Genomic DNA, 12,776 nt, shown 5'->3' with positions numbered 1-12,776 from the left:
AGGCTGAGGGCCTGGACGCGGATGATCCACAGTACGGACGCGGACTGTGCAAGCCCTGCCACAGCACGGAGACCGCACACCATCAGCCCGGAGGCTGGGCAGCAGAGCAGCGACGCGGGCAGAGCTGAGGGCGAGGTGATCAGCATGCCGAAGGGCAAGGGCGGACGCATCCGAGGCATCGTGGCCGGCCGAGGCAAGGTGTACGAGGCACTGAAGGGCCGTATGGGCAAGACCCGAGCCGCCAAGATCGCCAACGCGGGCAAGACGCACGCTGATCGATCGCAGATGGCGAAGAAGGCGGCGCGAACTCGCAAGCAACGCGGCGGAAATTGATCTCGGAAATTTCGAGAATTTCGACGCGATTTTGATTTCCTCGCGCGCACGCGGGTGGGGGCGCACCCCCGCCCGCGCGCACACGGGACCGCGGGGGAGGGAAACTCCTGGCGGCGCTGGTCAGGGCGATTGCGCGGATCGGGTGAATCGGACATGACGGGCGGGGGTGGTCTCGTGGCGGTCTCGGGGCCGCGGCCGAAGCCGCCGCTGCAGGTGGTCCGCGAGGGCAACCCGGGGCGCCGGCCGGTCCGTGAGGGCGTGAAGCTGCCGCCGTCGGAGCTGGAGGAGCCGAACTGGCTCGACACGTTCCCGACGGTGCGCGGAGACGACCAGCAGCGGCAGATCAACGCCCGTTGCCGGGAGATCGCGCGCCGTGAGTGGCGGCGGGTCGTGCCGGTGCTGAAGTACACGGCCGGTCTGGCGGCGGTCGACACGCAGACCGTCATGGACTACTGCATCTGCGTCGCCAGGATCGACCAGTGTGAGCGGCAGATCTCGTCGCAGGGCCTTCTGATCCAGGGTGAGCGCGGCTGGATGAAGAACGGCGCGACGACGGTGGCGGGCCAGTACCGGACGCAGCTGAAGGCGTACATCGGGGAGCTTGGGCTGTCGCCGTCTGCTCGCGGTCGGCTGACGCCGCCGGAGGGTGGCGACGATGGCGACGAAGACGATCCCTTCGACTGAGCAGCTGTCGGTCGAGGACTGCTCGGAGGGTCTGCCGGTCCCGCGGGCCGCGCTGCATGAACTGGGTCTGTCCGATGAGGAGATCGCCGACGCGCTGCTGTCGCGCCCTTTGGTGTCGGCCTTCCAGATGCCTGAGCAGCCGGGCGCCTGGTTCGACGTTGCTGCGGCCCGCCGGGCGAAGGCGGCGATCGAGTCCTTCCGGCACACGAAGGGGCGTTGGGGCGGCACGCCGCTGAAGCTGGCGCCGTGGCAGTTCGTGTGGGTGATCGCGCCGGTGTTCGGCTGGCTGTGGCATGACCCGGAGCTCGAGCGGGATGTGCGCGTGGTCCGCGCGGTGTGGATCGAGGTTCCCCGGAAGAACGGCAAGTCGACTTTGTCGTCGGGGATTGGCCTGGCGCTGCTGCTGGCGGACCGGGAGATCGGCGCCGAGGTGTATGCGGCGGCCGGCTCGCTGGAGCAGGCGAAGCGCGTGTTCGACGACGCGAAGCGCATGGCGCAGACGTCGAAGGCGGTGAAGGGCCGCGCCGAGGTGCTCACCTCGGTGATCCGGGTGCCGCGGACGGGCGGCGTGTTCCGGGCCCTCAGCCGGATCGCGGAGACGGCGCACGGCTTGAACGTCTCGGGCGCGGTGATCGACGAGGTCCACGTGCACAAGTCGAGGGACCTGATCGATGCCATCGAAACAGGAACTGGAGCCCGCGACCAGCCGCTGATCGTGTTCATCACGACGGCGGATGACGCGCAAGAGGGTTCGATCTACGACGAGAAGCACGCCTACACCCGGAAGGTCGCCGAGAACGTCGTTCAGGACCCGGCGCACTACGGGGTGATCTGGGCGGCGGACGAGACCGACGACCCTTTCGACGAGGCGACGTGGCGGCGCGCGAACCCGGGTCTCGGGACGTCGCCGACGCTGGCGTATCTGCGACGCGAGGCGAACAAGGCGCAGGCCACGCCGAGCTACTTCCCGACGTTCCTGCGGCTGTCGCTGAACATCCGGGAGAAGGCGTCGACCCGCTGGATCGACGTCCGGAACTGGGACCGGGTGGCCGGCATGGTCGACGAGGCGGAGCTGAAGGGCCGCCGGGCGTGGGGCGGCCTGGACCTTTCGGCGGTGTCCGACCTGTCGGCGTGGGTGCTGGCGGTCGAGTCGAAGCAGCCGGGCGTCGAGGTGGAGCTGGTCTCCCGGTTCTGGCTGCCGTCGGAGCGGCTGGAGGACCTGCAGCGCCATCTGCAGGTGCCGCTGGCGCAATGGGCCCGCGAGGGCTTCCTGAAGCTCACCGAGGGCGACGCGATCGACTACGACACGATCGAGAAGCAGGTCCTGGCGGACTGCAGGCACTTCGACGTGCAGTGGATCGGCTACGACCGCATGTTCGCCGGCCAGTTGGTGCAGAACGTGGACCGCGAGACGAAGCGCGGCGTGAAGGTCACCCCGATCAGCCAGACGTTCCTGGGCCTGTCGCCGGCCTGTAAGGAGCTGGACCGGCTGTTGCTGGAGCAGCAGTTCCTGCACGGAGGCCATCCGATCTTGCGATGGATGGCGGGCTGCGTGGAGACGATCGCGGACGGCAACGACAACTACCGGCCGACGAAGCCGGACCGGAAGAAGAGCCAGGCCCGCATCGACGGGATCGCGGCAACGGTGATGGGCCTGGATGGCTATCTGCGCAGGCCGAAGGCGAAGTCCAGGGTGGCGGTCGGATTCTGACGGGAGGTGCCTGGTGGCCCTGTCGCAGAAGCTGGAGCCTGAGTCGCCGGAGTGGTGGCTGGATCGGTTGTGGACGCAGCTTCAGGAGCGCTGCAAGTACGCCGACACGATGCGCCTGTACTACTCGGGCGATCACCCGCTGCCGATGATCCAGGAGAAGGCCCGGCCGGCGTTCCAGCGGCTGCTGAAGCAGTCGCGGTCGAACTACACGGGCCTCGTGGTGGACGCCACTGCTGAGCGCATTCAGGTGGACGGCTTCCGGTTCGGCAACGAGGACATCGCCGACCAGGAGGCGTGGAGGGTCTGGCAGGCCTCGTCGATGGACGCCGACTCTGACCTGCTCATCACCGAGGCGGTGAAGGTGGGCCGGGCGTTCGCGCTCGTCGCCCCGAACCCGGCTGATGAGACGACTCCGATCATCACGGCGGAGGATGCGACGCAGGCGATCGTCGCCTACAAGCCGGGAAGCCGCAGGGACCGGGCGGCGGGGCTGAAGACGTGGCTGGACGACTGGACCGGCCAGTTCATGGCCACGCTCTACCTGCCTGACGGCCTGTACAAGTTCCAGGCCCCGAAGCCTCAGCAGGGTGTTCCCAGGCCGCGCTGGGTGAGGCGCGAGGTCGAGGGGGAGCAGTGGCCGGCGCCGAACCCGCTCGGTGTGGTGCCGCTGATTGAGATCCAGAACCGCCCCGACCTGCTTGGCGATGCTCACAGTGAGATCGAGGATGTCCTCGACGTCCAGGACCGCATCAACAAGACGTTGATCGACCGGATGATGGCGCAGGAGTTCTCGGCGTTCCGACAGCGATGGATGACCGGCTACGAGGTGCCCACGGATGACAGCGGGCAGCCGATCGAGCCGTTCAAGGCGGCGGTGGACCGTCTGTGGGTGATCGAGGACGAGAATGTGAAGGTCGGCGAGTTCTCATCGACCGACCTCGGCCCGTACCTGGCCTCCATTGAGGCGGACGTGCAGCACATGGCCGCGCGCACGCGCACTCCCGCGCAGTACCTGCTCGGGAAGCTGTCCAACGTCAACGGTGAGACGCTGAAGGCGACGGAGTCCGGCCTGGTGGCGAAGGTGCGGCAGCGGTGCCGGCCGCTCGGCGAGGGCCTGGAGGAGGTCGTTCGCCTGTATCTGCAGGCGGCGGGCGACGCCCGGGACCTGTCGAGCATTGAGGTGATCTGGCACAACCCGGAGTTCCGTACCGAGGGCGAACTCGTCGACGCGCTGCTGAAGATGTCGACACTGGGCGTCCCCCATGAGGCTCTGTGGGAGCGCTGGGGCGCCTCGCAGACGGAGATTGCCCAGTGGCAGCAGCTCCGGGAGAGTGCGGCGGCCCGGGTGATGGGCGGCGATCCGGCGGCCCTGTTCGGCCCGAAGCCGCCCGCTGGTACGGCGGATCCTGATGGCGACGCCGACTGAGCTCGGCCGCACCCGCTACACGCAGGTCGCCTCAGTGGTCCGGTCGGTGGTGCAGCAGGTTCAGGTCCTGTGGAAGGGCATGTCGCCGAGCACCGTTGAGGATGACCTGGAGGGCGCAGCTGGCGCGGCAATCGTGGCGGCGGTCGCCCAGGGCCAGTTGACGGTCGCGGACGCTGCGCAGGCGTATATCGCCGCGCAGATGGCCGCTCAGGGTGGCACCGCCTTGGCTGAGGCCACGCTGGTGGCTGCCGCGTTCGCCGGGGTGGCCCCAGACGGCGGGCCGCTCGAGACGCTGCTGTACCTGCCGGCGATCGGCGTTCGGCGCCGCCTGGCGGCCGGGATGGGGCCGGACGAGGCGATGCTCGGCGGACTGGCGGACATGGCCCGCTATGCATCGACGGCGGTCGCCGATGCGGCCCGGTCGGCGGACCAGGTGGGGATGACCGCGAACCGCTCGTGTGTGGCGTATGTGCGGGTGGTGAGGCTTCCCGCGTGCGCGCGCTGCATCATCCTGTCCGGCCAGATGTACCGCTACAGCGAGGGCTTCCTGCGGCATCCAAACTGTGACTGCCAGACCCTGCCGCTGCGCGAGAAGGAGTGGCCGAGCGTGCCGACTCCGCAGCAGCTCTTCGAGCGTATGCCGCAGGGGGAGCAGCGGCGGGTCTTCGGTGTTGCGGGCGCTCGCGCGATCGGCGAGGGCGCGGATGCGGCGCAGGTCGTGAACGCACGCCGCGGCATGTCCCGCCCTAGCGCTTCGACCACTACGGAGGGCATCACGCGCCGCGGCCTGTACGGGCGGCGGATGCGGCGCGCCGGTGGGGGCTTTGCTCGCTACCCGGGCCAGCGCTACAGCCGCTCTACGGCGCCGCGCTTGACGCCGGACGCCATCTTCCGGCAGGCGTCGGGCCGCGGTGAGCAGCTGGAACTGCTGCGCCGCTACGGCTACATCGTCTAGCCGATCTTGAGTGTCCCTGCCGCGAGGGCGGGGCGAACGGAAGGAGTCGGCCGCGATGGCTGACGAGAACACCAGCGACGCCACCGAGACGGAGTCCGCGACGGACACCGGCCACCAGGACGACGCCGCGACAGCGCTCGGCGAGGGCGGACAGAAGGCCCTGGCCGCAGAGCGGAAGGCGCGGGCAGCGGCTGAGAAGACGGCTGCCGCCACCACGAAGGAGCGCGACCGGCTGGCCGCGCGACTGCAGGAACTCGAAGACCGCGACAAGACCGAAGCGCAGAAGCTCGCCGAGGCGAAGGCCGCGGCGGAGAGCGAGGCGGCGACCGCCAAGCAGGAGCTCTTGCGCTACCGCGTCGCGGCGAAGAAGAAGCTCCCTGCCGAGCTGGCTGCGCGCCTGCGCGGGGCCACCGAGGAGGAGATGGAGACGGACGCCGACTCCCTCCTTGAAGTCCTCGGTCAGCGACAGACCCCCAGCTACGACGGCGGCGTGCGCAAGCCCGCGGCCGCACCGACCGACATGAACGCCCTGATCCGCTCGAAGGCGGGCTTCGGAGGCTGATCCACCCCGGCGCGGAACGGTCCGGCCGGCGCTACATGAGGAGGAGGCCGGACCATGGCCTACAACAACGTGACCTCGAGGACGGACGCTTCGGCGCTCATCCCGGAAGAGGTCTCCAACGAGATGCTCGGCAAGGCGACGGAGCAGTCCGCCGCCCTGTCGCTGTTCCGCCGGGTGCCGGTCGGGCGAGCGCAGGTCCGCTTCCCGGTCCTGTCGGCGCTGCCCGTCGCGTACTTTGTGGGCGGCGACACCGGGCTGAAGCAGACGACCGAAGTCGCCTGGGCGAACAAGTTCCTCAACATCGAGGAGATCGCCACGATCATGCCGGTCCCGGACAACGTCCTGGCCGACGTGGACGCCAACATCTGGGACGAGGCCATGCCTCTGCTCACCGAAGCCTTCGGCCGTACCCTGGACGCGGCGATCTTCTTCGGCACGAACGCCCCCTCGTCGTGGCCGTCGGACGTGACAACCGCGGCCACCGCCGCAGGCAACAGCGTCACCGAGGCGGCAACGGCCGCCCAGGGTGGGTTCTTCGGCGACCTGGACAACATGTACGAGAAGGTCGAGGCCGATGGCTACGAGATCGACGGCTGGGTCGCCTCGACGGCCGCCAAGTCCAAGCTGCGCAAGGCCCGTGACACCCAGGGCCGCAAGCTCGACGAGACCCGCACCTCGGGTGACCTGATGACCATCGACGGCCTGCCGGTCGCCTACGCCATGAAGGGCCTGTTCCCCGCCGGGGGCGGCGCCGGCGCCAACACCCGTCTGTTCGGCGGTGACTGGTCGAACTTCGTTCTGGGTGTCCGCTCCGACATCACGATGAAGATCCTCGACCAGGCCGTCATCCAGGACAACACCGGCGCGATCATGTTCAACCTGGCGCAGCAGGACATGACCGCGGTGCGCCTCACGTTCCGCGTGGGCTGGCAGGTGTCCAACCCGATCAACAACGAGCAGGCCACCGAGGCGAGCCGCTACCCGGCCGCCGTCCTGAAGTACTGAGCCGGAGAGGAGACCAGCATGAGCACCGCACCCTACGTGCAGGTCATCGAGAAGAACGTGCCCGCCGTGTCGACCGCCGGCAACGACGACGACACCGTCCTCGGGCAGGCGCCGTTCGACTGCACCGTCACATCCGTGCAGTACGTGCCGGAGGCCGCCATCACCGGTGCTGCCACCAACAACCGCACCGTGAGCCTGGTCAACAAGGGCCAGGCGGGCAGCGGCACGACCACCGTGGCCACCCTGACGTTCGACAACGGCGTCAACGCCGCGGCGAACGACGAGAAGGCCATCACCCTGTCCGGGACCGCGGCGAACCTCGACCTCTCAGCGGGGGACACCCTGCTGTGGCGGTCGATCCACGTCGCCTCCGGCATCACCGACCCGGGCGGCGTCGTCCGGGTCACCATCTCCAGGCGCTGAGGAGCAGACCCATGGCTGAACGGAAGGCCGTCGCGCCCAAGGACGAGGCGCAGCAGGACGTGCAGAAGACGTTCGACGAGGCGGAGGACAAGGGGTACCTCGGTGTCCCGGTCGATCCGACGCCCAAGGAGAACTACACCGTGGCCGGCGTGCTGGCGGGCAAGCCCACGCCGGAAACGGACGCCGACCACGCGCGCGAGGTGCGGCAGAGGCTCGACGACGAGTCGCGTCAGCACTGACGAAGGGAGGCCACCATGCCACTGCCCGCGCTGGCTACGGTGGCCGACCTCGCCACCCTCCTCGGCCGCACCTTCACTCCGGAGCAGGAGCTGCAGGCGCAGGCCCTGCTGGACCAGGCCTCCAGCATCGTGCGCTCCTACGTCCGGTTGGACATCACCCGCGCGACCACAACGGACACTTTCACGATGCGCCGTGCGGACCCGGTACTGCACCGGTGTGCTGGCGCGGTGACACTGCCGCAGCGCCCCGTCGTCGACATCACCTCGGTGAAGGTCAACGACGTGGAGACGGCTGAATGGTGGCAGGACGGCAACGACCTGCTGCTGCGCTCCGCCGCATGGGACCGGCCGCCGGCCGCCCACCGGGCGCCGCAGGTCACCGTCACCTACACGCACGGCTGGGACGAGGTCCCGGGCGATATCAGAGCAATCGTCCTCCAGGCCGCCAACCGTGTGATCGTCAACCCGTCGGGGATCCGCTCGGAGACGGTGGGCGGCGAGTCCGTCACCTACCTGATCCCGGCGGTCGGCGAATATCTGGGTGTGCTGCTGTCCCGCACCGAGCAGAAGGTACTGGACCGCTACCGCCGCACGGCCGGCTCGGTGAACCTGCGGAGCCGCTGATGCTGTACCTGCAGAGCATCGTCATCGTCCGCCCCGGCTCCACGACGGACGAGTACGGCAACGAACAGGACGACTGGGGTGATGCGGCCACCCGCATCCAGGTGTCCGGGGTGAACGTGCAGCCCAACGGCGGCTCCACCGAGGACACCGAGGACAAGCAGGTCACGGTCACGGGCTGGCGGCTGTATACGCCGCGCGGCATGGACATCGACCTGCGTGAAACCGACCGGGTCGAGGCGTGGGGCACGACGATGCAGGTCATCGGCAAGGTCGCGCGCTGGCCCGCGCCGGGTGGGGGAGTGCACCACGTTGAGGCGGACCTGCGGGAGGTGGCCTGATGGCCCGCGCCTCGTTCCGCTTCGTTCCCAACCCGCGTCTCTACCAGGAGATCGCCAGGTCGCCGGGAATGCGGGATGCGCTGAAGGATCCTGCCGATCGGGGCGCCGCCGTGGCGCAGTCGATCGCACCGAAGTACACCGGCCCCACCTACAACCCGACTGTGCAGCGGCACGGCGAGTACGCCGAGAGCATCTACTCGGCGGCGAGCCTTCAACCGAACGGCTGGCGGGCCGAATTCGGGGCGACCGCCGACTGGTGGGGGCAGGTCGAGTTCGGCTCGGGCCGCCCAGCAACGTCGCGCGACCGGCCCCAGACGGGCTGGTCCCCGAAGGCCCGCCCACTGGGGCGCGCCCTGGATTCTCTGAGGAGTACCTGATGCCCCGGATCAAGCTCGCCAACTGGTACGGGGACAAGGCCCCGGGCGAGGAACTCGACGTCGACGAAGTCCAGCTGAAGGCGCTGCGCCGCGACGGCATGGTCGCCGAGGTTGTGGACGCTCCCGCCGCGGAGTCGGCCGACGAGGCCAGCGCGCAGGCCCAGCCGGAGAACGCTCCCGTGCAGGAGGCTGCTGCGCAGCCCGAGTCGGGACGCAGGAAGCGGTGAGCGGCGGCCTGCAGGCGGCGGGCATGCCGGACGTCGAGCAGGTCGCCGTGAACTACCTGAAGCCCCTGCTGCCTGCGGGCACGATCGTGGGCACCGAATGGCCCGACGGCTGGGACACGAAGCTGACCGCCGGAATCGTCTCAGTGACCCTCGGCGGGGGCGGCTCCCGGCAAAAGCCCGTCACCGCGGACCGCACCCTCGACATCGACATCCTCGCCGCGAAGAAGAAGCAGGCTTTCAACCTCGCAGCCGAAATCTCCGCACTGCTGATCGCCGCACAGGGCACTGCCCAGCCGGGCGCCCGCATCTACGGCGTCGATGAGACCTCTCTGATCTGGCTGCCGTACAAGCCGTCCGCTGAGACGGACGCGATCCCCCGCTACGTGCTCGTGATGAGCATGGTGGTCCGCCCTGCGTAGCAGCACCCAACCCGCACCCCCAATCACTCATTCACCCGTCGGCGTCTGGCCGTGCGGGTCCTCGCTATGCCTGGAGGCATCCCGTGGCGAACGACGCCGACAATGTGAGGGTCGCCCTCAACGGCTCCGTGTACATCGCTCCCAAGGGCACGACCGCGCCCGCCGACCTGACCACTGCGTGGCCGGCTGGCTGGGTGGATCTCGGCTACCTGTCGGACGACGGCGTGGAGATGTCGTACTCGACGGAGTCGGAGGACATCAACGCCTGGCAGTCCCTGAGCCCGGTCCGCAAGGTCCTGACTGGGGTCGACATGACGCTCGGCTTCACCGCGATCGAGCTGAAGACCCAGACGATGACGCTCTACTTCCCCAGCGCCACCATGAGCGACGTCTCGGGCACGGTGCACAAGCTCAGCATCCCGGCCGCTCCGTCGCCGGACGAGCGGGCGATCGGCCTGGAGTGGGTCGACGGCGACATCACCAACCGTCTGATCATCGCCCGCGGTGAGGTCACCGACCGGGAGGCCATCACGCTGGCCCGCTCCGGCGCTGTGGGTCTCGGCATGACGGTGTCCGCCTACGCCGACACCGCGCCCGAGATCGCCGTGTGGCTGTCCAACGACCCGGCCTGGTCCGCGGCCTGATGAAGCTCCCGGCAGGCGTGCCATGCGGGTCGCGCCTGCCGGGCCTCAACCCGCTACACCCGCGAGGAGAGCAGCATGCCCAGCAAGACTGTCGGTACCGAAGTCGTCGACCTCACCACGCTCGCCCAGCAGCGCCGCGATGCGCTGCCGAAGCCCACCACCTACAACCTGCTCGGCGTCGAGTTCACCCTGCCGCCGATCAAGGCGCTGCCGTTCGAGCTGCAGGAGCGGGTCGGCGACCTCGACAACACCGTCGCCGTCCTCAAGGACCTCCTGGGCCGGGACAAGGTGCAGGAGATGTACGGCGCCGGGTTCACCTTCGGTGACCTGGAGCTGATCGCGCAGGAGTGGCAGAAGCGCAGCGGTGTCGAGCCGGGGGAATCTCCGGCCTCCTCCGGCTCCTGACGGAGTACGGGGAGGCCATCGAGTGGGACATGGCCCGCTACTGGCCGGGCCGTTCGCTGCTGGAGCTGTACCGCGGGGAGATGTCGTGGCGTGAGTTGCGCGTCTTCCTGCGGTTCCTGCCCACCGACTCGGCGACCGCGCGAGCTGTGCGGGGTGCGACGTCTGAGGAAGAGGCGTGGACGCTGGATCGGCAACTGCTGGCGAGCGTCGTGGACGCGGTCCGCGAGAACACATTCGCCACGGTCAAGCTCGGCGGCGACCCGAAAAGGACCGGGCGTCTGAAGCCGCCGAAGCCGATCCCTCGGCCGGGCGTGGTCGACGAGCCGAAGAACACGAACACGATCCGCTTCGGTGGCCGCCACGGCTCCGGGGCAAAGCAGTTGGCGGCCGTCTTCGGGAGGCCCGCCGCGAACCAGTAACGGGGGTGCGCGGTGGCCGGTGCTGGTGGCGTCCTCGTCGGGCGCGGATACGTCTCCATCCGGCCCGAGTTCGAAGGGGACTGGTCCCGCTCCGTCAACTCCCGCGCATCCAGCGCGGGCAAGTCCGGGGCGGGCGCCTTCTCGAAGGCGTTTGGTGCGGGGCTGAAGGGCATCGGGGTTCTGGCCGGTGTGGCGATCGGCGCGAACCTGTCGTCCGCTGCTGCGGGCGCGGCGCTTCTGGCCCCTGCTCTGACCACTGCCGGGGCTGCGGCCGGCGCGCTGAAGCTGGGCCTATCCGGGGTGGGGGAGGCGTTCAAGGCCGCGTTCGCCGACACCAGCGCGGACGCCAAGGCCGCCGCCTCTGCGACGAAGGCCGTCGAGTCGGCGCAGCGTGGCCTGGCGAACGCGCAGCGCGCCCTCGCGGACGCGCGCGTGCAGGCGGCCGAGCGGGTGCGCGACGCGCAGAGGGCCGTCGCCGACGCGGAGCAGAACCTCGCCCGCGTCGTCGAGGACTCGGCCCAGCGGCAGCGTGACGCCCAGGAATCCGTCCGCGACGCCGAGCGGGACCTGCGGGACGCGCAGCGCGATGCGCGCGACGCTCAGGCGTCCCTGACCGAGGCCCGGCAGGAAGCGACCCGCGCCCTGCAGGACATGAACCAGCGGCTGTCCGAGTCCCGCCTGGACGAGCGCGAGGCCGTTCTGCGGCTGCAGGAGGCGGAGAAGGACCTCCGTGCCGCTCAGTCCAACCCGGGGGTCACGCCGCAGCAGCTGGAGAAGCTCCAGATCCAGTACGAGCGGGCGAAGCTCAACCTGCAGGAGCAGCGCGAGGAGACCAAGCGGCTGTCGCAGGACACCGCGAAGGCGAACAAGGCGGGCGTCGCCGGCTCCGAGCAGATGCAGCGCGCCCGCGAGCGCATGGCCGCCGCCAACGAGACCGTTGCCGACCGTGAACGCGGCCTGGCGAAGGCGCAACAGGAGGCCCGCCGCACCGGGGTCGACGCCGCGCGGGACGTAGCCGACGCCCAGCAGGCCCTCGCCGATGCGCAGGCCGGCGTGGACAAGGCCCGGGCGGAGGGGCAGCGGCAGGTCGAGGACGCCCAGCGGGCCGTTGCCGAAGCGGCATCCGCTGTCGCTGACGCGCAGGCCGCGGCAGCGGCGCAGACGTCGAAGCTGGACGAGGCGATGGCGAAGCTCGCGCCGAACGCCCAGTCGTTCGTGCGCTCCGTGCAGGGCCTCGCGCCCGCATGGAAGGGCATGCGCCTGTCGGTGCAGAACGCCCTCTTCCAGGGCCTCGACGACACCGTCACGACCCTGGGACGCACCACTATCCCGGTCCTGCAGCGGCAGCTCACCGCCACGGCTGGCGTGTGGAACCAGATGGCGAAGAGCGCCGCTGGCGCGGTCACCGAGATGGCCAAGTCGGGGATGCTCGACAAGATCCTCGCCGGGGCCACGAAGAACCTCGCCGTCTTCAAGGACACCCCGGGGCAGCTCGTCACTGCGTGGGGCCAGCTCGCTGTCGCCGCCCAGCCCGCTTTCAACAAGCTCCTCACTCAGTTCGCTGGCGCGATCAAGTCGTTCACGGACGGCATCGCCAAGAGCTTCGAGAGCGGTGGCCTCGAGCAGGGCATCACCACCGCGTTCGAGATCCTCTCCCAGTTCGGCACGCTGCTGGGCAACGTCCTCGGTGTCGTCTCTCAGATCTTCAAGGCCGCCTCCGATGCGGGCGGCCAGATCGTCGGCACGCTCGGGCAGGTCTTCGGCGAGCTGGAACGCATCCTCGCCACCCCCGAGATGCAGGCCACCCTGCGCAACCTGTTCGCCTCGGTGGCGCAGATCGTCAACGCGCTCGTGCCCGTCATCGGCGCCGTGGTGCAGGCCGTGGTGCCGCTCATGGCGGCGATTGCACAGCCCATCGCCCAGCTGGCGACCGCGCTCGGCCCCGTCCTGCAGCAGCTCGCGACGACCCTGGGCGCGGCCCTGCT

General features: G+C 69.6%; 18 protein-coding genes. All 18 read left to right on the top strand.

Annotation, left to right across the window (positions count from 1 at the left end; translation table 11 throughout):
* The first annotated feature begins 144 nt into the window (after positions 1 to 144).
* Positions 145 to 333, top strand: coding sequence for a hypothetical protein (locus IE153_RS40635; RefSeq protein ID WP_189594696.1), 189 nt, complete (start codon positions 145 to 147; stop codon positions 331 to 333).
* Between the two features lie 174 nt (positions 334 to 507).
* The gene (locus IE153_RS40630; RefSeq protein WP_229829434.1) at positions 508 to 1,017 is read left to right on the top strand and encodes a phage terminase small subunit P27 family; all 510 of its coding nucleotides are present in this window, start codon (positions 508 to 510) and stop codon (positions 1,015 to 1,017) included.
* Positions 989 to 2,728, top strand: a complete 1,740-nt coding sequence (locus IE153_RS40625) for a terminase large subunit (protein WP_189594694.1) — start codon at positions 989 to 991, stop codon at positions 2,726 to 2,728. The genes IE153_RS40630 and IE153_RS40625 overlap by 29 nt, the downstream gene beginning before the upstream one ends.
* A gap of 13 nt (positions 2,729 to 2,741) precedes the next feature.
* Positions 2,742 to 4,154 (top strand): phage portal protein, encoded by a 1,413-nt coding sequence (locus IE153_RS40620; RefSeq protein ID WP_189594693.1) that lies wholly within the window; start codon positions 2,742 to 2,744, stop codon positions 4,152 to 4,154.
* Positions 4,138 to 5,109: a hypothetical protein gene (locus tag IE153_RS40615; protein ID WP_229829433.1), complete on the top strand. Its 972-nt coding sequence runs from the start codon at positions 4,138 to 4,140 to the stop codon at positions 5,107 to 5,109. Before IE153_RS40620 ends, IE153_RS40615 begins: the two co-directional genes overlap by 17 nt.
* A 55-nt stretch (positions 5,110 to 5,164) precedes the next feature.
* Positions 5,165 to 5,671, top strand: a complete 507-nt coding sequence (locus tag IE153_RS40610) for a hypothetical protein (protein WP_189594692.1) — start codon at positions 5,165 to 5,167, stop codon at positions 5,669 to 5,671.
* A gap of 54 nt (positions 5,672 to 5,725) precedes the next feature.
* A complete protein-coding gene (locus IE153_RS40605; RefSeq protein ID WP_189594691.1) occupies positions 5,726 to 6,676 on the top strand; it encodes a phage major capsid protein in 951 nt (316 codons plus the stop codon).
* Positions 6,677 to 6,694: 18 nt separating this feature from the next.
* Positions 6,695 to 7,099 (top strand): hypothetical protein, encoded by a 405-nt coding sequence (locus tag IE153_RS40600; protein ID WP_189594690.1) that lies wholly within the window; start codon positions 6,695 to 6,697, stop codon positions 7,097 to 7,099.
* A gap of 11 nt (positions 7,100 to 7,110) precedes the next feature.
* On the top strand, positions 7,111 to 7,338 hold the full coding sequence (locus IE153_RS40595; protein WP_189594689.1) for a hypothetical protein: 228 nt from the start codon (positions 7,111 to 7,113) through the stop codon (positions 7,336 to 7,338).
* Positions 7,339 to 7,353: 15 nt separating this feature from the next.
* Entirely contained in the window at positions 7,354 to 7,962 is a 609-nt protein-coding gene (locus IE153_RS40590; RefSeq protein WP_189594688.1) for a hypothetical protein, read from the top strand.
* A complete protein-coding gene (locus tag IE153_RS40585; RefSeq protein ID WP_189594687.1) occupies positions 7,962 to 8,300 on the top strand; it encodes a hypothetical protein in 339 nt (112 codons plus the stop codon). Before IE153_RS40590 ends, IE153_RS40585 begins: the two co-directional genes overlap by 1 nt.
* Entirely contained in the window at positions 8,300 to 8,677 is a 378-nt protein-coding gene (locus tag IE153_RS40580; RefSeq protein WP_189594686.1) for a hypothetical protein, read from the top strand. Before IE153_RS40585 ends, IE153_RS40580 begins: the two co-directional genes overlap by 1 nt.
* Entirely contained in the window at positions 8,677 to 8,904 is a 228-nt protein-coding gene (locus IE153_RS40575; protein ID WP_189594685.1) for a hypothetical protein, read from the top strand. The genes IE153_RS40580 and IE153_RS40575 overlap by 1 nt, the downstream gene beginning before the upstream one ends.
* Positions 8,901 to 9,323: a hypothetical protein gene (locus IE153_RS40570; protein WP_189594684.1), complete on the top strand. Its 423-nt coding sequence runs from the start codon at positions 8,901 to 8,903 to the stop codon at positions 9,321 to 9,323. Before IE153_RS40575 ends, IE153_RS40570 begins: the two co-directional genes overlap by 4 nt.
* 83 nt (positions 9,324 to 9,406) lie before the next feature.
* Positions 9,407 to 9,967 carry a phage tail tube protein gene (locus IE153_RS40565; RefSeq protein ID WP_189594683.1) on the top strand — a complete coding sequence of 187 codons (561 nt, stop codon included), beginning with the start codon at positions 9,407 to 9,409 and terminating at the stop codon, positions 9,965 to 9,967.
* Between the two features lie 75 nt (positions 9,968 to 10,042).
* On the top strand, positions 10,043 to 10,372 hold the full coding sequence (locus IE153_RS40560) for a hypothetical protein (protein ID WP_189594682.1): 330 nt from the start codon (positions 10,043 to 10,045) through the stop codon (positions 10,370 to 10,372).
* Between the two features lie 29 nt (positions 10,373 to 10,401).
* Complete coding sequence (locus tag IE153_RS40555; RefSeq protein ID WP_189594681.1) at positions 10,402 to 10,791, top strand: hypothetical protein; 390 nt, start codon at positions 10,402 to 10,404, stop codon at positions 10,789 to 10,791.
* A 12-nt stretch (positions 10,792 to 10,803) separates the two neighbouring features.
* The coding region (locus IE153_RS40550; protein WP_498063517.1) for a phage tail family protein at positions 10,804 to 12,776 on the top strand (1,973 nt) is incomplete at its 3' end.

Origin of the sequence: Streptomyces massasporeus, from assembly GCF_014648995.1 — a bacterium.
In the GTDB taxonomy this organism is placed as follows: domain Bacteria; phylum Actinomycetota; class Actinomycetes; order Streptomycetales; family Streptomycetaceae; genus Streptomyces; species Streptomyces massasporeus.
This window is presented reverse-complemented; position numbering and strand designations above follow the sequence as displayed.

Excerpts from the sequence above, each read along its gene's own strand:
- IE153_RS40560 (WP_189594682.1), top strand. The coding sequence starts at position 10,043 with ATGCCCAGCAAGACTGTCGGTACCGAAGTCGTCGACCTCACCACGCTC.
- IE153_RS40555 (WP_189594681.1), top strand. The coding sequence starts at position 10,402 with ATGGCCCGCTACTGGCCGGGCCGTTCGCTGCTGGAGCTGTACCGCGGG.
- IE153_RS40635 (WP_189594696.1), top strand. The coding sequence starts at position 145 with ATGCCGAAGGGCAAGGGCGGACGCATCCGAGGCATCGTGGCCGGCCGA.
- IE153_RS40610 (WP_189594692.1), top strand. The coding sequence starts at position 5,165 with ATGGCTGACGAGAACACCAGCGACGCCACCGAGACGGAGTCCGCGACG.
- IE153_RS40575 (WP_189594685.1), top strand. The coding sequence starts at position 8,677 with ATGCCCCGGATCAAGCTCGCCAACTGGTACGGGGACAAGGCCCCGGGC.
- IE153_RS40625 (WP_189594694.1), top strand. The coding sequence starts at position 989 with ATGGCGACGAAGACGATCCCTTCGACTGAGCAGCTGTCGGTCGAGGAC.
- IE153_RS40585 (WP_189594687.1), top strand. The coding sequence starts at position 7,962 with ATGCTGTACCTGCAGAGCATCGTCATCGTCCGCCCCGGCTCCACGACG.
- IE153_RS40580 (WP_189594686.1), top strand. The coding sequence starts at position 8,300 with ATGGCCCGCGCCTCGTTCCGCTTCGTTCCCAACCCGCGTCTCTACCAG.
- IE153_RS40600 (WP_189594690.1), top strand. The coding sequence starts at position 6,695 with ATGAGCACCGCACCCTACGTGCAGGTCATCGAGAAGAACGTGCCCGCC.
- IE153_RS40590 (WP_189594688.1), top strand. The coding sequence starts at position 7,354 with ATGCCACTGCCCGCGCTGGCTACGGTGGCCGACCTCGCCACCCTCCTC.
- IE153_RS40615 (WP_229829433.1), top strand. The coding sequence starts at position 4,138 with ATGGCGACGCCGACTGAGCTCGGCCGCACCCGCTACACGCAGGTCGCC.
- IE153_RS40605 (WP_189594691.1), top strand. The coding sequence starts at position 5,726 with ATGGCCTACAACAACGTGACCTCGAGGACGGACGCTTCGGCGCTCATC.
- IE153_RS40595 (WP_189594689.1), top strand. The coding sequence starts at position 7,111 with ATGGCTGAACGGAAGGCCGTCGCGCCCAAGGACGAGGCGCAGCAGGAC.